Origin of the sequence: Algoriphagus formosus (assembly GCF_002807035.1) — a bacterium.
GTDB lineage: Bacteria > Bacteroidota > Bacteroidia > Cytophagales > Cyclobacteriaceae > Algoriphagus > Algoriphagus formosus.
The window spans coordinates 1,316,501-1,335,957 of sequence record NZ_NIUC01000001.1 but is presented as its reverse complement, the minus strand read 5'-3'; the positions used below and the strand labels follow the sequence as shown (position 1 = coordinate 1,335,957).

General features: G+C 42.6%; 17 protein-coding genes. 6 read left to right on the top strand and 11 right to left on the bottom strand.

Going from position 1 to position 19,457, the window contains the following annotated elements; genetic code table 11:
* Position 1: 1 nt before the first annotated feature.
* Together CDH51_RS05955 and lpdA are read right to left on the bottom strand one after the other, a co-directional pair.
* Positions 2–535 (bottom strand): RNA polymerase sigma factor, encoded by a 534-nt coding sequence (locus CDH51_RS05955; RefSeq protein WP_100627837.1) that lies wholly within the window; start codon positions 533–535, stop codon positions 2–4.
* A 78-nt stretch (positions 536–613) separates the two neighbouring features.
* Entirely contained in the window at positions 614–2,011 is a 1,398-nt protein-coding gene (gene lpdA, locus CDH51_RS05950) for a dihydrolipoyl dehydrogenase (RefSeq protein WP_100627741.1), read from the bottom strand.
* Between the two features lie 293 nt (positions 2,012–2,304).
* Between lpdA and fabG the strand changes: the two genes are divergently transcribed.
* A complete protein-coding gene (gene fabG, locus CDH51_RS05945; RefSeq protein ID WP_100627740.1) occupies positions 2,305–3,051 on the top strand; it encodes a 3-oxoacyl-[acyl-carrier-protein] reductase in 747 nt (248 codons plus the stop codon).
* 180 nt (positions 3,052–3,231) lie between these two features.
* Here fabG and CDH51_RS05940 read toward each other — a convergent pair whose 3' ends face one another.
* The 5 genes from CDH51_RS05940 to CDH51_RS05920 form a co-directional block, all read right to left on the bottom strand.
* On the bottom strand, positions 3,232–4,407 hold the full coding sequence (locus CDH51_RS05940; RefSeq protein ID WP_157807049.1) for a hypothetical protein: 1,176 nt from the start codon (positions 4,405–4,407) through the stop codon (positions 3,232–3,234).
* Positions 4,408–4,591: 184 nt separating this feature from the next.
* Complete coding sequence (locus CDH51_RS05935) at positions 4,592–5,740, bottom strand: hypothetical protein (protein ID WP_100627738.1); 1,149 nt, start codon at positions 5,738–5,740, stop codon at positions 4,592–4,594.
* Positions 5,741–5,928: 188 nt separating this feature from the next.
* A complete protein-coding gene (gene pruA, locus CDH51_RS05930) occupies positions 5,929–7,563 on the bottom strand; it encodes an L-glutamate gamma-semialdehyde dehydrogenase (RefSeq protein ID WP_100627737.1) in 1,635 nt (544 codons plus the stop codon).
* 71 nt (positions 7,564–7,634) lie between these two features.
* On the bottom strand, positions 7,635–8,330 hold the full coding sequence (locus CDH51_RS05925) for a YjjG family noncanonical pyrimidine nucleotidase (protein ID WP_100627736.1): 696 nt from the start codon (positions 8,328–8,330) through the stop codon (positions 7,635–7,637).
* A gap of 6 nt (positions 8,331–8,336) precedes the next feature.
* Positions 8,337–8,720, bottom strand: a complete 384-nt coding sequence (locus tag CDH51_RS05920; protein WP_026944805.1) for an ArsR/SmtB family transcription factor — start codon at positions 8,718–8,720, stop codon at positions 8,337–8,339.
* Between the two features lie 158 nt (positions 8,721–8,878).
* On the opposite strand from CDH51_RS05920, the gene CDH51_RS05915 reads away from it, so the two are divergent.
* Complete coding sequence (locus CDH51_RS05915; RefSeq protein ID WP_394335567.1) at positions 8,879–9,475, top strand: carboxypeptidase-like regulatory domain-containing protein; 597 nt, start codon at positions 8,879–8,881, stop codon at positions 9,473–9,475.
* Between the two features lie 50 nt (positions 9,476–9,525).
* Here CDH51_RS05915 and CDH51_RS05910 read toward each other — a convergent pair whose 3' ends face one another.
* Entirely contained in the window at positions 9,526–9,843 is a 318-nt protein-coding gene (locus tag CDH51_RS05910; RefSeq protein WP_198514262.1) for a GxxExxY protein, read from the bottom strand.
* A gap of 3 nt (positions 9,844–9,846) precedes the next feature.
* On the bottom strand, positions 9,847–11,445 hold the full coding sequence (locus tag CDH51_RS05905) for an aminopeptidase P family protein (protein WP_100627735.1): 1,599 nt from the start codon (positions 11,443–11,445) through the stop codon (positions 9,847–9,849).
* A gap of 110 nt (positions 11,446–11,555) precedes the next feature.
* Between CDH51_RS05905 and pafA the strand changes: the two genes are divergently transcribed.
* Both pafA and CDH51_RS05895 read left to right on the top strand, forming a co-directional pair.
* On the top strand, positions 11,556–13,187 hold the full coding sequence (gene pafA / locus CDH51_RS05900) for an alkaline phosphatase PafA (RefSeq protein WP_100627734.1): 1,632 nt from the start codon (positions 11,556–11,558) through the stop codon (positions 13,185–13,187).
* A gap of 277 nt (positions 13,188–13,464) precedes the next feature.
* The gene (locus CDH51_RS05895; RefSeq protein ID WP_100627733.1) at positions 13,465–13,920 is read left to right on the top strand and encodes a hypothetical protein; all 456 of its coding nucleotides are present in this window, start codon (positions 13,465–13,467) and stop codon (positions 13,918–13,920) included.
* Positions 13,921–13,930: 10 nt separating this feature from the next.
* On the opposite strand, the gene CDH51_RS05890 is transcribed toward CDH51_RS05895, so the two are convergent.
* On the bottom strand, positions 13,931–14,323 hold the full coding sequence (locus CDH51_RS05890; protein ID WP_100627732.1) for a rhodanese-like domain-containing protein: 393 nt from the start codon (positions 14,321–14,323) through the stop codon (positions 13,931–13,933).
* Positions 14,324–14,436: 113 nt separating this feature from the next.
* Between CDH51_RS05890 and CDH51_RS05885 the strand changes: the two genes are divergently transcribed.
* Positions 14,437–15,543, top strand: a complete 1,107-nt coding sequence (locus tag CDH51_RS05885; protein ID WP_100627731.1) for an App1 family protein — start codon at positions 14,437–14,439, stop codon at positions 15,541–15,543.
* 78 nt (positions 15,544–15,621) lie between these two features.
* Positions 15,622–16,983: a M20/M25/M40 family metallo-hydrolase gene (locus CDH51_RS05880; RefSeq protein ID WP_100627730.1), complete on the top strand. Its 1,362-nt coding sequence runs from the start codon at positions 15,622–15,624 to the stop codon at positions 16,981–16,983.
* Positions 16,984–17,004: 21 nt separating this feature from the next.
* Here CDH51_RS05880 and CDH51_RS05875 read toward each other — a convergent pair whose 3' ends face one another.
* Positions 17,005–19,422 (bottom strand): penicillin acylase family protein, encoded by a 2,418-nt coding sequence (locus CDH51_RS05875; RefSeq protein WP_100627834.1) that lies wholly within the window; start codon positions 19,420–19,422, stop codon positions 17,005–17,007.
* Positions 19,423–19,457: the final 35 nt, after the last annotated feature.

Below are 19,457 nucleotides of genomic sequence, written 5' to 3'. Positions count from 1 at the left end.
GCTAAATTCTTTCAATATTCTTTTTTAAAACCTGAAGGGCTGCCCGTAGCCTGGATTTGACTGTTCCTAAGGGTATGTCAAACTCCTCTGCAATCTCCGAATGGGTGTATCCCTGAAAGTAAATATACTCAATGATGAACTTTTGGTCTGTGTTGAGTTGATCCATCAGTTCCTTCACACCGATACCATCTATTTTCTCCTGGGTCTGAGCACCTCCTTCGAGACCATATACGAAGTCATCAATAGTATTGGTCTTACTGGATTGAGAGATTTCTTTGGATCGCAACTTATCAATAGCCGAGTTTCTGCAGATGTTTGCCATCCAGGTATAAAGTCGCCCTTTCGACTCGTCGTATGAATCGATTTTTTGGGTGATTTTTACAAAGGCATCATGAAAGACTTCTTCGGCCAAATCCCGATCACTGATGATGCGAAGGATTACTCCAAAAAGCGCTCGTGAATATTTCTCATATAAATATTCCACCGTCTTGCGGTCTCTTTCGCGTAATCCTTGTATTAGTTCCTTTTCCTCCAAAATAATTGTCAATGAATATGAGAAAAATAAAACACCGGACCAATTGTTTCGATCCGGTGTGATTTTGCTAAAACTTTTTTAGAGGTGAATCACTTCATCGTATGCTGCTGCTGCGGCTTCCATCACCGCTTCAGACATAGTTGGGTGAGGGTGAACTGTTTTGATCAGTTCATGTCCTGTAGTTTCCAGCTTACGGATTGCAACGATTTCAGCGATCATTTCGGTCACATTGGCTCCGATCATGTGTGCGCCTAGAAGCTCACCATATTTTTTGTCGAATACCAGTTTTACAAATCCGTCTTTTGCTCCAGCTGCTGAAGCCTTGCCGGAGGCAGAGAATGGGAACTTACCCACTCGCACTTCGTAGCCTGCTTCTTTCGCCTTGGCTTCTGTATAACCAACGGAAGCAATCTCAGGAGAGCAATAAGTACAGCCAGGGATGTTGTTGTAGTCCAAAGCCTCAGGATGATGGCCTGCAATCTTCTCTACACAAATAATCCCTTCGGCAGAAGCTACGTGAGCCAATGCAGGTCCGGAAACTACATCACCGATGGCATAGTAGCCAGGCATGTTGGTTTTGTAATATTCGTCAACTTTGATTTTGCCCTTATCTACTAGAATTCCTACATCTTCCAGACCGACATTTTCTAGGTTGGAAACTACTCCAGCTGCAGAAAGCACCACATCACATTCTAGCGTTTCCTCGCCTTTGGCAGTTTTTACTTTTACCTTACATCCTGCACCCTTCGTATCCACGCCAGTTACTTCGGAGGAAGTCATGATTTTCATCCCAGCTTTCTTGTAGATTTTTTCCAAAGCCTTAGAAACCTCTACGTCTTCTACAGGGACGATTCGGTCCATGTACTCTACTATCGTCACCTCGGTTCCGATCGAATTGTAGAAATATGCAAATTCAACTCCGATCGCTCCTGAACCTACGACAACCATTTTCTTAGGCTGCTTTTCTAGAGTCATAGCCTTTCGGTAGCCGATGATCTTCTTGCCATCTTGAGGCATAGAAGGTAATTCTCTAGATCGAGCACCTGTAGCAATGATGATATGGTCGGCCGCATAAACGGTCTTTTTACCATCCTTGTCTGCTACTTCCACCTTCTTGCCAGGTTGGATTTTGCCCCAGCCAGCAATCACTTCAATTTTATTTTTCTTCATCAAAAACTGCACACCCTTACTCATGCCGTCGGCTACGTTTCGGCTACGCTTAACCATACCTGTGAAATCGGCCGAAGCATCTTTGACGCTGATTCCATAGTCATTGGCGTGATTGATGTATTCGAATACCTGTGCACTCTTCAAAAGGGCCTTGGTAGGGATACAACCCCAGTTGAGGCAGATTCCACCTAGCTCCTCAGCTTCTATGATAGCAGTTTTCAGTCCGAGTTGGGATGCACGAATGGCAGCCACATAGCCTCCCGGTCCGCTTCCCAATACGATCAGATCAAATTTTGATGAAGACATATTTTCTTGAGTTTGTTACGATTTTGAAACTATGCAAAAATAGGCCTTTTGGTTTCAGAAAAAAATCTACTCTAAAGCCTGAAAACGCTATTAAATCCGCCTCTAGGGCCTCGGAAAGTCAATTTTCGAAAATTCCTTTCGTTAAAGTGGTTATTTACAGTTGATTAATTTTGTCTGAGTAGATATTTCCTTGTTTTTCAGGGTTTAAAAATGAAGGAGATCGATTTGCTTGGTTCAGGGAAGGATTACTACTGGCTTTTTTTATATTTTTGACCAATCAAAAAATAGAATTTATGGGATTACTTTCAGGAAAGACTGCATTGATCACCGGTGCCTCCAAAGGAATCGGAAGAGCCATTGCCATCAAATATGCCCAAGAAGGGGCAAATGTCGCATTCACCTATCTTTCTTCAGTCGAAAAAGGTCAAGCTTTGGAAGCCGAACTGGCTGAATTTGGGATCAAAACCAAAGGATATCGTTCCGATGCTTCTGATTTCAAAGCTGCTGAAGATTTGGTAAATAGTGTTGTGGCAGATTTTGGGTCTTTGGATATCTTGATCAATAATGCTGGAATCACCCGAGACAATCTTTTGATGCGAATGACTGAGGAATCTTGGGATGAAATCATGAATGTCAACCTGAAGTCTTGCTTCAATACGGTCAAAGCCGCTACGCGAACCATGATGAAAGCCAAATCCGGCTCTATCATCAACATGACTTCAGTCGTGGGTGCCAAAGGAAATGCAGGTCAGGCCAACTATGCAGCCTCCAAGGCTGGAATTATTGGATTTACTAAGTCAGTAGCTTTGGAATTGGGTTCAAGGAATATCCGTTGTAATGCGATCGCGCCGGGATTTATAGAGACCGAAATGACCGAGGTTTTGGATGAAAAAACCGTGCAAGGCTGGAGAGATGCCATCCCAATGAAGCGAGGAGGCAAGCCAGAAGAGATTGCTGATGCTTGCGTATTCTTAGGTTCCGATATGAGTACTTATATCTCCGGGCAGGTACTTCATGTGAATGGAGCGATGTATACCTAAGTACGAAATACGAGATTAGAAATACGAGCGGCTGGAGAGATTCAGCCGTTTTTTTGTTTTTTGTCCCACAGATATGCACAGATTAAAAACACAGATTTTCACAGAAGTTCTATCGCTTTTATATCTGTAGGAATTTGTGACTTTTCCGGTAGAAATCTTTGTCCATAAACCATGGCCCTTTCAATCCTTAAATAGACTCAAATCAATTTTATAAAACACATACTCATCTTCTGACTTTTGCTCGGGTTTGTTGATGAAAAGACCTTCAGAAGTCAGAAACCAATTTTCTAAATCCAATTCAGACTCAAAGTCAAATAAGTATTCGCCCAAGGGTTCCCATTCTCCGGAATAAATACTGAGAACGTAATGTTTTGTACGTTCGAACTTTGTTTCTCCTGCCCCTGATTCATTGATTTTGGTACACTTTAAAATTAAATCCCTTTTCTCATCGTAAAGAAGAAAAACATTCTTAGAAGCTTCTTTTGGTAAAGCCCAATAAGTAGATCCACTAGCCAAACGCTCAACTTCTCTTGGTTTAAAGTTTAATTCAACATTTGATTCAGGGATAACTTTTTCAATCAGGTTTACCCCTTTTAAAACATAAATTTCATTTGAACCTGGCCAGCACAGATAATATTTAATTCGATTGGAATCAAAAACTCCAAATAGGTTAGTTGCTGTCAAATCATTTTTGAACTCCTCATATCCATCGGGTATATTGAAATTACTTTTTTCAATTAGCTGGGTAGTGAGATTAATAGAAATTATCCACTCCGTGAAATTTTCAGGGAATTCAAATTTCGTCTCTTTAAGGCCTGGTGGATTAACTAACTTTGGCCTTAGTTTTAATTGCAGGATTGAGTCTCCAATGTATTCAATTTCTCTGTTAAAACTAAAACTGGTTTTGATATTCGGAATACTGTCAAAATAATTTTTTATGCTTGAAATGATCCTAATTTGTTGCCCATTCTGGTCATACTCACCTAGTACTCCCTCTCTGTTCATTACAAAAAACAAATTCTTAGATAAAACAATATTACCCAAAATTCCTCCTTTCATAGATTCAGGCCCTTCGTAGGGAATTTCTATTCTTTTTACCTCATAACCCGAAATTGGGTCTGTAAAAACGAAAGCCCAACCTGCAAATTCTAGAGCAGATTTAGTTGTTAAAAGGTATTCATTTTCTCCCTCTTTAACTACTTTTATTTCATAAACAGATTTAGTTAATGAATCAAGATGAAAAACGAAATCCCCAACAATTATTTCATCCAATTTTCCAAGATATATATCCTTATCCCTTTTTTCTCCGCATGAAAAAAATCCCAAGATCAGAAGTCCAAATAATATCTTTTTCATAGTTCTCCTATTTTTCAATTGGAAAACTAAAAGAAATACCTTCATAAAAAAATAAAAGCCCCGATCCCGATTTTATCGGGACCGAGGCTCTTGAGAACCTTTGAGGTCTTTGAGTCCTCGAAGGTTTTAGAAATTTGATTGATTTGTCTCAATTGGACCTTCGAGGTTTTAGAAACCCCAAAGGTCAATTCGAGAACTTGCTCAAATCAATGATATAAAGCTCATACTCATCTTCTGATTTTTGCTCGGGTTTTGGGATGAAAACTCCTCTTGGAGTAGCTATTAAATTCCCGATAGTTTGTCCTATGTCGTAAATAATTTCCAATTCAGCCTTTAATTCCCACTTTGAATTATATACTAGCATCAAATAAGTACTCTTATTCAATCCTTGACGCAGTCTAATATCGGTAACTTCCGGGCGACTTTCCTCAGTTTTTACTTTCACCATTCGCAGATATAGTTCATTTATGGGATCATAAGCCAAATCTGTATTTGCTGCAGATTTGGGGTTTGATCTCCAAGATCTATTCCTGCCATTTTTTTCATAAATACCTGGCAAATAATCAAACCTAGAACGGCTTGTTAACTTTAACTTTCGTACAACCTCACAATTTTTGATTTGAAAGAGGGAGTCTGAAGGAGAAAACATCACATAAAATTCATCATTATTTGGGTTATGAACGGAAATTAAACTTGCTGCTGAGCTGCTGTTTGAAAATTCTTCCCCAAGACCTGATGAAAAATTGGAAGTACAAATCCAGCCATCTCTTAGGTCAAATTCAGCTATCCACTTTCCAAAGTTTACATCTACATAATTCTCCGCAAAGGGGTTTGTCGGATTGTTAACTAGTTGGAAATGACCCTCACCAATTTTTCTAAAATTATCCTTTTTATCAGACATTTGAATCATAGGTAGCTCATCATAAGCCGACCAATCCAAGTTTATTTCTGCTCTTTGATCACCATCAATATACATCTTTACATTACCCGTTGAGCTAATTGCAACGAATTCGCTGTTATCGAATCCTTGAGAGGCTATATGGTATCCATTGAGTGAAATTGGGCCTTCATCAGGAATAGTAAAAGAATGATTTTTTTCACCATTTGAGGCACTAAAAAGGGAGTATCCCTTCTCATCTTTCGAAAGGAAAAAATGCTTCTCATTATAGGTAATTTGTTTTTGTAGGTTGATTCGCTTAGTAGTTGAGTCTTTCTTGAGAATAAACTTGTCCACCACGAAATCCTCTAGTTTGCCTTGAAATATTTCATTGCTGTCTTCTTCTCCACACGAAAAAAATCCCAATACCAGAAGTCCAAACAATATCTTTTTCATAGTTCTCCTATTTTTCAATTGGAAAACTAAATGAAATTTCTTTATAAAAAAATAAAAGCCCCGATCCCGATTTTATCGAGACCGAGGCTATTGAGAACCTTTGAGGTCTTTGAGTCCTCGAAGGTTTTAGAAATTTGATTGATTTGTCTTAATTAGACCTTCGGGGTTTTCAAAACCCCAAAGGTCAATTAGTCTTTCCCCAAAAACGGATATCGGTAGTCTTTCGGAGATACAAAGGTTTCCTTGATTGTCCGTGGAGATACCCAACGAAGCAAATTGATCATCGAACCAGCCTTGTCATTGGTACCGGATGCTCTTGCTCCACCAAATGGCTGCTGTCCAACTACGGCCCCTGTTGGCTTATCGTTGATATAGAAGTTGCCGGCTGCGTTTCTTAGCTTTTGCGTAGCCAATTCGATCGCATAGCGGTCTTGAGAGAATACAGCACCTGTCAAAGCATACGGAGAAGTCTGATCCACTAATTCCAATACGGTTTCGAAATGCTCCGAATTGTAAACATAAATGGTCAAAACTGGACCGAAAATCTCTTCACACATCGTCGTGTACATCGGATCCTGAGTAAGGATAACAGTAGGCTCGATAAAGTAGCCTTTAGACTTATCATAGTTTCCTCCGGCGATGATTTCAACACCATCGGCTGCTTTTGCATTGTCGATGTAATTGGCGATTTTGTCAAAAGCCTTCTCATCGATGACTGCATTGATGAAATTGGTGAAGTCTTCCGTACCACCCATTTTCAGCGTGCTTAGATCTTCGAGCATGTATTTTTTTACATCCTCCCAAAGATTGGATGGAATGTAAGCACGCGAAGCGGCAGAGCATTTTTGGCCTTGGTACTCGAAAGCCCCTCTGACCAATCCGACTGCCACTGCTTTTGCATCGGCAGATTTATGAGCCAAGACAAAGTCTTTTCCTCCTGTCTCACCCACGATTCTAGGGTAAGATTTATAAAGTTTGATGTTTTCTCCGATAGTTTTCCAGATGTGCTGGAATACGCCGGTAGAACCTGTAAAGTGAATTCCTGCAAAGTCCGGATGCTTGAAAATCACCTCCCCGGCAGTTGGGCCGTCTACGTAAATCAAGTTGATCACGCCATCAGGCACGCCTGCTTCCTTGAAAACCTCCATCAACACATTCGCTGAGTAAATCTGCGTGTAGGCGGGCTTCCAAACGATGGTATTTCCCATCATGGCTGCAGAAGTAGGTAGATTCCCAGCAATGGCTGTAAAGTTGAAGGGAGTCAAAGCAAAAACAAAGCCTTCCAAAGGACGCTGTTCTACTCTATTCCAAACGCCATTACCGGATACCGGGGGCTGCTGGGAATAGATCTCGGTCATGTATTTTACATTGAACCGAAGGAAGTCAATAATTTCACAGGCTGCGTCGATTTCAGCTTGGAATGCATTTTTGGACTGCCCCAACATAGTGGCCGCATTGATTTTAGCACGATACGGGCCAGCCAATAAATCTGCAGCTTTTAGGAAAATGGCTGCTCGCTGTTCCCATTCCAGGTTTTCCCATGCCTCTTTGGCTCCCAAAGCGGCATTGATCGCCTGCTCTACATGGGAAGCATCTCCTTCATGAAAGTGGCCTAATACTTTCTGATGATCATGTGGAGGAGACATTGGGCGGGTTTTGCCAGTGCGGACTTCCTCGCTTCCGATATACATCGGGACATCAATTTCTTGAGCCCGTAATTCGCTCAACATCGCCTGCAATTCTTTTCGCTCAGGACTTCCCGGAGCATAAGATTTTACCGGCTCATTGACGGGAGTGGGGACATTGAAAAATCCTTTTAACATACTATTTGGAGTTTATGTGATTCTGATACGCCAAAGATAAGCTTTCCCGTCAAAACGGGCCGTGATTTTACTTACAAAAGCTGCTCAAGCTCTCGCAAATGTCTGATCTCGTAAGTAGGGGTGAGGGCTATGCTTTTTCCCTCTGGGTTGAAATAAACCTGATCGATCTGAGCCTGCTGAGCACCTAAGATGTCCGAATTGGGATTGTCACCAATCATCAGGCAATGTTCAGGGTGTGTTTTCAGCTCAGTCAATGCATATTCAAAGATTCGAACATCTGGCTTTTTATGGCCTGTGGTCTCTGAGGTCACCACCAGCTCGAAAAATACATCCAAACCCGAGGACTTCATCTTTTTCGCTTGGGATTCATTAAATCCATTGGTGATGACATGGACTCGATATTTTTCTTTTAGGTAGGTTAAAATCTCCTTCGAATAGGGGAAAACATGCGGCTTGCTTGAAGTCCGGTGCATAAAATCCTCTTCAAATTCTAGGGGGATCGCATCCACTCGGCCTCCTGCATGGGAAAAAATCATCGGAAAACGTTCCTTACGAAGATTAATTTTATCGATTTTCCCAATATTGTACCAGTCCCAGAGTTTGAAATTGACAGCATGAAAAGCCTCAAAAAACTTTTCGAATGTTGGGATGCCCAATTCCTTTAAGGCGTAGATTTCATAAAGTTCTTGCAGGGATTCACTGACATTTCGATCATAGTCCCAAAGCGTATGATCTAAGTCGAAGAAGAGGTGTTGGTAAGTTTTCAAGGAAAATTATCGTCTGTATTGGTTGTTTTGAATTTTATTGATCGCCAGCTCACGATTGGATTTGAGGATTTCAAAGGTCTCCTGATCTTTTAGCAAGTTGGGGTCCTTTTGAATAAACTTAAAAATCTGCTGAATGATTTCGAGGTATTCTTCCAGGATGTAATAAAATACCCATTGATCTACACGCCGACTACCGAGAAGTCCAGCATTTTTCAGCCCGATGAGATGACGACTGGTTTTGGTCTGGGTAAAATCCAGGATCAACTCCAAATCAGAGATACTCAGCTCCTTATTTAAAAGCAATAAATGAATGATACGGACTCTCGCTTCCTCACTTAACGCTTTAAAAATTCGCAATCCATAATTTAAACTTATATTTTTGAGTCTCATTTGAGCAATTTTAACAGCGATTTGCTGGTGAAATTAAAAAATCAACCGAACTTTCAGGAGTTGTGCGTTTCATTTGGCAACTTTCGTCCATCAATTTGGTTTCTTTATTTGTGAAAAAGCTACTTCTACCTTCTTTTCTTATCATTTGTTTCTCGCTTTTGGCTAGTGGATGGGCTCATGCCCAAGATCAACGCGAGCGAAAGGTAGTCCAACTCTCCGGTATCATCCTCAATGCTGATAGCACAGATGCTGTTCCCGGAGTAAATATTTATGTTCCTAAGAAAGGACGAGGAACGAGTAGTGGTCGCTTTGGATATTTTTCAATGCCTGTTTTGGAAGGCGATAGTGTGGTGTTCAGTTTTATTGGTTTGAAAAGACAGACTTATAAGGTTCCGGAGAATATGGACGATGACCGGATTAGCTTGATCTTGACGATGGAATTGGATGAGATCGCTTTGGAGGAAATAGAAGTTATGCCATACCCTTCGGAAAAAGAATTCAAAGAGGCAGTTTTGGCGATGTCTGTGGTAGATCCAATGACCATCAGTGGCTCAAATATGAGCCCAGAGATGCTTTTACGAGCTGCTGAAATGATGCCAGCTTCCGGGAATGAGAATTTCCGCTACTTCCAACAAGGCCTGATGCAACAGAATCAGGATCTCTACGGTCCAAGGCCATTGCGACTGCTTGATCCATTTGCTTGGGCTCAATTCATTCGGTCGATTAAGCGGGGTGATTTGAAAAGGCGTGACTAGGAGTCTAGTGCAAAGAAAGCAAAGAAAAAAAGTTTTCTAAAAAGGAGCTTTTAACTTGGATCTTTGAGGTCATTGACAACCCATACAATTCCATTAACAAACTTAGCCTCATTAAAATTTATAAGTAGGCCCAGCTTTAAATCCAGTACTTTTAAACAGGTTTTCAATTGCTTTGGATGAACTGGAAGAACTTTTTCTACTGATTTAAGCTCGATAAGTACTTTTCTTTCGATCAGGATATCTGCGCGATAACCAGTTCCTATTTCTTTACCTTTCCAAAATACTGGTATTGGAACTTGAGTCTCTATTTTCAAGCCTTTGTTTTTAAAACTAATCTTTGCTCCTTCAACCTTTGCGGGAGGATTCAAGCATCAGTCTATGTCGGGTAGCACCCAATTTTCCAGAATACTCGGGATTTTCATCATTTGCTCGATGTCGGCTACAGTTCGGGGGGCGTCTTTGGAAAGATTCTCCGGACCTGATTGAGTGACTAGGATGTCGTCCTCGATTCTTACAGCAATTCCCCACCACTTAGGATCACAATCGCTGCCTTCAGGAATGTAGATGCCCGGCTCAACGGTCAGAATTACCCCTTCTTTCAGGGCTCCATATCCTCCTCGGTCATGCACATCCAAGCCCAAATGGTGACTGGTTCCATGGGGAAAATAGTTGTGACGCTCACCCTTTTTGATAATGCCCAGTTCGGCAAGTCCCTCGTTGATGATGTTTCGGGTCACTTGGCCGATTTCTGAAAAGTCCACTCCAGGCTTGCAGAGGGCTATTCCTGCCTCTTGGGATTTTAGGACGAGTTCGTAGATAGCTTTTTCTTCTGGGGTGAAAGTCCCGTTGACAGGGATGGTACGGGTGACATCAGCGGTATAGCCACGCCATTCAGCTCCTAGGTCCATCAGAATCAAGCGCTCACTCATATGCTTCATGTCATTGTCAATGTAATGCAGAATGCAACCATTATTTCCTGCACCCACAATTGACGGATAGCCGATTCCTTCTGCACCATAGCGCTTGTAGATAAATTCATGGATTCCCTGAACTTCACGCTCTGACATGCCAGGCTTGGCAGCTTTCATTACCTCGATTTGGCCAATAGCTGAGATTTTAACCGCTTTGCGGAGCAAGGCAATTTCCTCGGCTGTTTTGACTTCTCTTAGAACATCCATCATCTGGGATAAGGCAAAAAGGTCTGTTTTGCTTGCCGGGATCTTGGATTTTACTTCCATTCGTTTTTCAGGGCTGTCTGCCTCGACAAAATTTCGAAGGATTTCATCATTTTCCACTTCCGGATAGCGTTGGCGGTAGCGACCGATGATTTGTGCTACATTGGCGGAATTTTCGATATCTGTTGCTCGTATCAAATCATACATCTGAAGGGAAACAGGGCTCTTGTCGCTCGGGTAGTTTGCATTTTTTTTAAAATCAGCAATCATGCGTCGCAAGGGTGCATTGGCACTGCTTCCCTCTATATCAGCGCCTAAATCCATGGATAAAATTTTGTCAAAATCTCCGGCATTTAGCACCGGCTTTTTCCCGAAGTCATCAAAAAGAAAAACCGTCTGAAAGCCTAAAACCTCCTGCACGCCCTCCGTTCCCAAACGTTTTCCGTTCCACATTTCTGACCTTGGGTCTCTCGGCTGGACATAAATGATCTCATCGGTTTCCATGCCATCGATCATGCGCTTTTCGGAGAAAATAATCAAAGCTGAGTTTGGCTCACGAAACCCTGTCAGGTAATAAAAATCGGTATTGGGGTGATAAATAAAGTCAACATCGTTGGATCGATTCTTCACCGGGTTATTGAAGAGGATTGCCATGCTATTTGCGGGCATAAGCTCTCGCAAAGCATCTCTCCGCTGTCGGTGCCATTCGGCGCTTAGCCCATCATCAAAGTATGACTGTGCAATTGAAATTTGAGAGATAAAAAGGATTAAAAAGGAGAGAAGTAATCTGTTCATAATTTCGTCATCTAGTTCTCCTAAGATGTAGGCTTTTGTCCATTTAACAAAGTGTTAATATGCAGATGCATCTATATCCTTATCTTTGTGGCGTTAAAAAACCCAAAAGAATGAAAATCATCTCCAAATTCTTTCTCACGTTCTTCTTATTTGTCTCTTTAGGAGCTTTTGCGCAGCAATCGGCCGAAAAGCCAAAATTGATCGTAGGAATCATCGTCGACCAAATGCGTCAAGAATATCTTTATCGCTTTTCTGACAGATATTCTGAAGGCGGATTTAAGCGACTGATGAAGGAAGGGTTTATGATGAAAAATGGGCATTATAATTATATCCCAACTTACACCGGTCCGGGCCATGCTTCTGTTTACACCGGCACCACTCCAGCTACACATGGAATTATAGCCAATAACTGGTACTCGAAAACGCTTAAGCGATCGGTGTATTGTGCGGAAGATACCACGGTTTACAATATTGGAGGCACGCCGCGGGCTGGACAAATCAGTCCAAGAAACCTACTCAGTACAACCATAACAGACGAGTTGCGGCTTGCAAACAACAAGCGCTCAAAGGTGGTGGGGATCGCCATCAAAGACCGTGGAGCCAGTATGCCTGCTGGTCACCTGGGAGATGCTTACTGGTTTGATAGTGAGTCAGGAGAGTTTATGACTTCTTCTTACTATGGAGATAAATTGCCAAACTGGGTTCAGAAATTCAATGAGCAAAAGCAGGTGCAAAAGTATCTTCAGATGACTTGGGAGCCCCTTTTTCCAGCAAACACCTATGTCAATAGCATTGATGATGATAATAACTTTGAGCAACCTTTCATCGGAAAGGATGCCCCTGTTTTTCCTTACGATCTCTCAAAACTGAATGAAAATAATGGAGGAGCAGGTATGATTTCTTCGACTCCTTTTGGAAATAGCTTGACCTTTGATTTTGCTTATGCGGCGATCGAAGGAGAGAAGCTTGGAAAAGGGGAAGAAACCGATTTTCTGGCGGTTAGTTTTTCCTCTCCAGACTACATCGGTCACCGCTTTGGCCCATCCTCGATGGAGCTGGAGGATAATTATCTTAGACTTGATCGAGAAATGGAAAAATTTCTCAACTTTTTGGATCAAGAGTACGGCAAGGGTAACTACTTAATTTTTCTATCTGCTGATCATGGGGTAGCTGAGATTGCAACTCACATGGAAAGTGAAAATATCTTTGCTGGGAATGTGAATGTTGGCTATATCCGAAGTCAGCTGATGGGCTACAGCAACTACGTATATGGTGAAGGTGACTGGATCGAAAATGTGTCAAATGATCAGGTCTTTTTGAATCACAAATTGATCCAAGAGAAGGAAATTGATCTGGATGACATGCAGGAGGACTTGGCCAACTTCCTTCTACGATTCCGAGGAATCAAGGAAGTATATACGGCTCACACCATGCGAAGCACCGAGTTTGGATCCGGGAGGGCAAAGCTTTTGCAAATGGGATATAATCATAAATCTTCAGGGGATTTGCTGCTGATCCTGGAGCCGGGTTGGTTGACAGGAGGTCCTAGAGGGACATCTCATGGCACGGGATACACTTATGATACCCATGTTCCGATTCTTTTTTATGGATGGAATGTGCCTGCAGGATCGAGTACCCGCTATGCAACTATCACGGATATCGCCCCGACGCTTTCTATGCTTCTCAATATTCGGCTTCCAAATGGCGCGACAGGCCAGCCAATTCATGAGATATTTGAATGAGGGGAGATTTAAGAAAATAAAATCTTGGATTAAGCTTCGTTTTCTTTTCCTAAAGAGCTGGATGTCGGATGTCGGATGTCCGAAGCTTTCATAATCTGAACTTCTTGGCCTATTCTAGTAATTAAGATTTTAACGCTGGCAGTCTAGCCGATGATCAGAAAGTTGATTATTTGGGTCAAAAGCAATCATTCGATTTAACTCAGGCTTCTGGGTGATTAATGTCATATTTTCTCTGCCGATTTGGGCTTAAAATTGAGTTCATTAATCCCAATGAGTTATGAGCGATACGCATATATCCAAAGCCAGTATTCTTCACGCTTGCCAGATCAAGCAGGAGTTGACTATTTCAGATTTTGAAAAGGAAGTAAAAAATATCCGACAGAATCTTACCGACCATGATGAAATTGCCAGTCAAGCGCATCGTGGAAGCGGTGGTCAAAATGAAATGTTGGTTCGTTTAGAGCACGAATTGAGTTTCCTCAAAAAAGAATTGGAGACGCTGAATAATTTGGATCCAAATGAGGCCAAAACCCACGTTGAACATGGTGCTGTCGTCGTAACAGATCAACGGACCTTTTTTATTTCCACTTCAATCGAACAAGTGGAGGTGAATGATAAGTCAATCTTTGGGATTTCAGTGAAGGCACCCATTTTCAAAGTAATGGAAGGTAAAAAAGCTGGGGAAAGCTTTGAATTTAATGGGATTCGCTACCAGATAGAATCAATTTACTAGCAGAGCATTCTTATCGAGTCAAAGGGAATCCTTGCTGATACCAAGCTTGGATTCCTCCTTGGAGGTGATGCACATTGGTAAAACCCTCATTCACCAGCATTTCTGCAGCGTCCCTACTTCGGGCACCGACTGCACAATAAATAAAAATTTGGCTGTCCTTAGGAAGCTCCAAAACCTTGCTTTTGAAATCTGGCCTGTAATAATCCATTTCTATCGCACCTTCAATTTTTCCCTGAGCGATTTCCTGAGGAGTTCGGACGTCTATGATTTTACCTGATGGACTCAATTCGCTAAACTGCTTAGGGTCTAAATTGATGACCTGGTTGTCTGTTTTTGTAGTGGCAGTGCCACAGGCAGAAATCAGGAGAATTGAGAAAAGGAATATCCAGCTGAGATTTTTCATAAGGGTTTATTTTATTCTGGGCTGATTCAAAGCAGCAAAGTTTTTTCAAAATTAGGATATTGGACCTTCGATATATTGTGAGAAAAATTACAAAACCCAAAAGTGAATAATAAATGGCTTTGAAAAAGCTCCTCCCATTGCTTTATTTTTTCAAACGACAGGTCTCAAACTCCAAGCTATGGTTGAGTATTCGGCTTGGTCTTGTGAAAAAGGCAAAGATTCAACCCTACTTAGGATTTGGGAGCGGAAGGGAAATCTATCTTGCAGGCCGGGTTTTGGAGGATAAGGGGATCGCACCTGCGAATGAGGAGGATGGTTTCAAAGAAAACTTCCGATCCATGCGAAAGCGGTTTTTGACCGTGATTTTTCCGGGTTTGGATGTTCGATTAGTTTGGGGTGAAGAAGAATTTTTAGCCAAGACCGATGAAGAAGGGTATTTCGAATTCAGGTTTTCTCCCATGAAAAAGCCTGAGTCAGGTTGGAATAGCCTAAGCCTTTCCCTTCCTAAGCCTCCAATCAGAAAGCAGGAGCAGGTAGAAGCGAGCGGATGGATTTATGTGCCATCCAAGAAAGCTGATTTTGGAATCATTTCGGATATAGATGACACCATCGTACCCACTGGGGCAACCAGGCTTTGGGATATGCTGAAAACCACTTTTGCCAATAACGCGCATACCAGGATTCCTTTTGCAGGGGTAGCTGCCCTGTACGATGCACTTCGAAAGGGTTCGGATGGAGAAGATAGCAATCCCATATTTTATGTTTCGAGCAGCCCTTGGAATCTCTATGATTTTCTTCAGGAGTTGATGGCAGTTCATCAGATTCCTAGAGGACCATTGATGCTGCGTGATTTGGGATTGTCAAGGGATCAGTTTATAGCAGGGAGTCATTGGGATCATAAATTGAAACAAGCCAAGCATATTTTGTCTGCTTATCCTGAACTGCCATTTATTTTGATTGGAGATAGCGGTCAGAAGGACCCTGAGATTTATTTGGAGATTTGTCGGGATTTCCCGGGTCGAATTCAAGGGGTGTATATCCGGGCAGTGGCTGATAGAGACCTCTCGAAGCTTCAAAGGGATTATAAAATTTTAGATGTACCTTTTATTCTGATGCAAGATTCCCTAGATGCTAGTAGACATGCTGCTGGTATGGGCTGGATATTGGAGGAAGATCAAAGGACAATTCTTCGACAAAAGCTACAGGATGAAGCGAGTTGACAGAATATTCTAACCATTAATCCTAGTGAGTTTTGAATTTTACCAAGATTTCATTCTATTCCCATAAAACCGATCATTATGAAGAAAATACTCCTTTTACTTTGCCTATTTCCTTTGGGTCTTTTTGCCCAAAGTCATGAAGAGAAAATCAAGACGATTTTTAATCTCGAACTATCAGAAGGGCATACCTACGAAAATCTCCGCTACCTCTGTAAGGAAATTGGGCACAGATTGTCCGGCTCTCCTCAAGCTGCGGCAGCGGTGGAATACACGAGGCAACTCATGGAAAGCTATGGTTTTGATACCGTGTATTTGCAGCCGGTGATGGTTCCGCATTGGGTTCGTGGAGGCAAGGATGAAGTGAAGATCGTCAATTCAAATAAGTTGGGCACGCTGGAATTGAATGCGTTGGCACTTGGAAATACGCAAGGGACAGGACCAAGTGGTCTTTTGGGAGATGTGGTGGAGGTCCAAGGACTTGATGGATTAAAAGTACTTGGTGAAGGTGCTCGAGGGAAAATAGTCTTTTTCAATCAGCCCATGGACCCAACTCTAATCAATACTTTCCAAGCCTACAGTGGAGCAGTGGGTCAGCGAGGCTCAGGAGCTGCAGAGGCTGCTAAATTTGGAGCTAAAGGTGTCATTGTTCGCTCCATGAGCAATCGGATTGATCAGATTCCCCATACCGGAAATCAGCGCTACAATCCTGACTACCCAGAGATTCCAGCCTTGGCTATTAGTACTGCAGATGCTGAGCTGCTGAGTGAATTGCTTCAGGAGCAATCGGACCTTAAAGTGTTTTTGAAGTCTGAGGGAGAAATGAAGGGAGAAGTGCTTTCATACAATGTGATCGGTGAAATTAGAGGCACGGAAATACCAGAAGAAATCATTGCTGTGGGTGGTCACTTGGATTCTTGGGATGTGGGAGAAGGAGCTCATGATGACGGTGCAGGATGCATCCAAGCAATTGAAGTGCTGAGGCTTTACAAGCAATTAGGCTGGAAACCAAAACGGACTATTCGGGCAGTCATGTGGATGAATGAGGAGAATGGATTAGCAGGAGGTAGAGAGTATGCCCGAGTGGCTAAAGAAAAAGGGGAAAAACATATCGCTGCGATTGAATCTGATGCCGGTGGGTTTTTACCACTAGGTTTTTCCTCTTCTGGGACGCCTGATCAGCGTGGCAAGCTTGCCAGTTGGAGAGAGCTCTTTACCCCGTATAATATTTGGAAATTTGACGTGCCTGGAGGTGGAGCGGATATAGGTCCACTCCGTGATCAGGGACCGATTTTGATCGGTTTACATCCCGATTCTCAGCGATATTTTATCTATCATCATACTCCTGCGGATGTATTTGAAGTAGTGGATCAACGGGAATTGGAATTGGGAGCAGCAGCCATGACGGCACTGGTCTACTTGATCGAGCAGGAGGGGATTTAATACCTTGACTTTTAATAGATCTTATTTCTTTGGAATCAATCTTTCTTGGGAAGCTTTTTTTCTGAGGATGTTTTCTTTGGAAAAAGGAATCCCCACAAATTCGTCATTGGCCCAGATAGGAAAGAGATTTTTGTAAAAGGGGCTTTCGGGGTTTCCTGACTGTCCAGGATTGTTGATTCCGATGGTTTTTTCCCAGTCTTCGGTATCCACTACGATTCGAAAGGAAGCCCCGGAGGTGTTGTTGTCCCCATAGGCATTGGCTCCGGGGGTAAAGCTGTAGCCTCCCCGGGGCAGCGTTTCGGTGTTGAGCTTGGCTTGCCATTCGGCATTGACCACTTCGCCTAGGGGATGACGGATTTTGGCATGTTTGTAATCCGCCTGTCCATACTGCCAGTTGGATGGGTTTTTCCCAAGTTTTTCTTCCAAAGCTTCGATAGCTTCCTCGAAACTTGCCATCAATAATTGATTTCGGTTTTCTATCGGGTTTTGATTATAGATCCTAGTAGGATTTTCCATCCAATCCAGCACCCGTGTCAGCTGAATACTTCCCAGCCATGGCTTGACTTCATCAGGAATCATCAGTTCAGATACATTTTCACGAAGAATTCGCTCCCACATCACATAAACTCCCGCTTCCACTGAATTGGGAGCCAAAATGAAATTCCAATTTTGAAGTACCTGACTTAAAGAATCAGCTCGCTTAGTTTCAAAAGTTAGATTTTTCAGCAAAGGCACTAATCGTCTTGCCGGTAAAGCGAGGTAGTCATTTTGCAAAGCACCCAATTCCTCAAGGGTGAATTTTCTGTCTTGGCTCAGGACTTCCTTGATTCGCTCACCGCGAAAATCATCTGCCCATTCATAGCCAAGGGCCTCCGGAAAGGGATAATCTGCTTCAGCTACATTTTGATTGGCTGTAGAAATAAAACCAGATTCGGGGTTTATGGAATGAGGTCGATCGGCGATGGGAAGGTAGTCATCCCATTCGTAGCGGCCATCACCCATGGTGGCAACCAGTCCGGAAAAACCCCTTCGAATGGGGGCGATTCCCGTTGCCTGCCAGCCGATATCGCCTTTTTTATCAGCCCAAACCATGTTTTCCGCAGGAATATTATTGTAGGTACAGGCATCCCGAAATTCCTCCCAGGTCTTAGATTGATCCATGCGCAAGCTGGCAAGGTAGGGAGCCGAACCCGGTTCCAACCAAGCACATTCCACCGCCACTGCCTTATTTAAGTCCTCATCGATAAAGGTAACAGGCCCGTGAATGGTGTATAAATGCTCCACGATTCGGTCTTCACTACCTTTCACTTTGATCGTGTCTTTGATACTTTGCATGTCCAGCCATTCGCCTTGGAATCGATATTGTCTTGGGTTGTCGGGATTAATATCATACACTCGCAAATCTTCATTGTCTGTCGAGAAAATCGTCAAGCCCCAAGCGCCATAGTCATTGTGCCCGATGGAAACGCCCGGAATGACTGGTTCTCCCGCTCCAATCACATTCCAACCCGGAGCATTCAGATGAACCCAATAGCGTAAGGAAGGAATGGCTTGTAAGCGATGGGGATCATTCGCCATCATGGGATAGCCACTGGCAGATTTTTCTCCCGAAATCACCCAATTGTTACTCCCCTGTGCAAAAGCGTCTGATTCCATGGTGAATTCTAATTCCTCCTCTAGTAGGGCGGTGGCTTCTTCAAACTTCTCAATATCCTTACGGAATTCCTCTTTGATATCTTCCGGCCGAAATTCAACCCTTCGCCGAAAAGCTTGATAGGGAGTGAGAATATCCTTCATCAATAATTCTTCTGGGATACCCGGATCTAGCTCCAAAATGGGTTCATTAGGATGAAAAAAGTAAAGCTCTTTGGCTTTTTCAGGTCCAATCTGACTGACCACTCTGCTGATGTCCAACTCGTCTACGACATTTTCTAAAAGTCCTTGATGTCTGGAAATCACCACCTCCCAAGTCCAAGGTTGGGGCTGTATGTCCAGCATTTGAAATTCAATCGGAAGTGATTCAGGATTAGAGTTTGCCTTTTCGATGTAGGTATTGATACCAGCCACGAAAGCATCAACAATCTCAACACCTCTTGGATGATAGTGCCGGAGTTCGGTCTCCTTATCGCCTCTAAACTTGAAGAGTCGCACACCTCGATCGCGTTCGAATTCCCTCTCTCCCAGAATCTCAGCTAATGTTCCGGTGGCCTGTCTCCTCCAAAGCTCAAATTGAAATAAGCGATCTTTGGCAGCAAGATATCCCTGTGCAAAGAATAGGTCTGCTTCATTTTGGGCGAAAATATGATTGATCCCATTTTGGTCGCGAATGACTTCCACAGGCTGATTAAGACCTTGGATTTCATTTCCTGTTTCTGTGCAAGAAATAAAGGCGGTGAGGGAAATGGTCCAAATAAGAAAGGAAATGCGAGCTATTTTCATGAAGTTGGAATTTGATAGAAAGTCGAGTTCAAAAT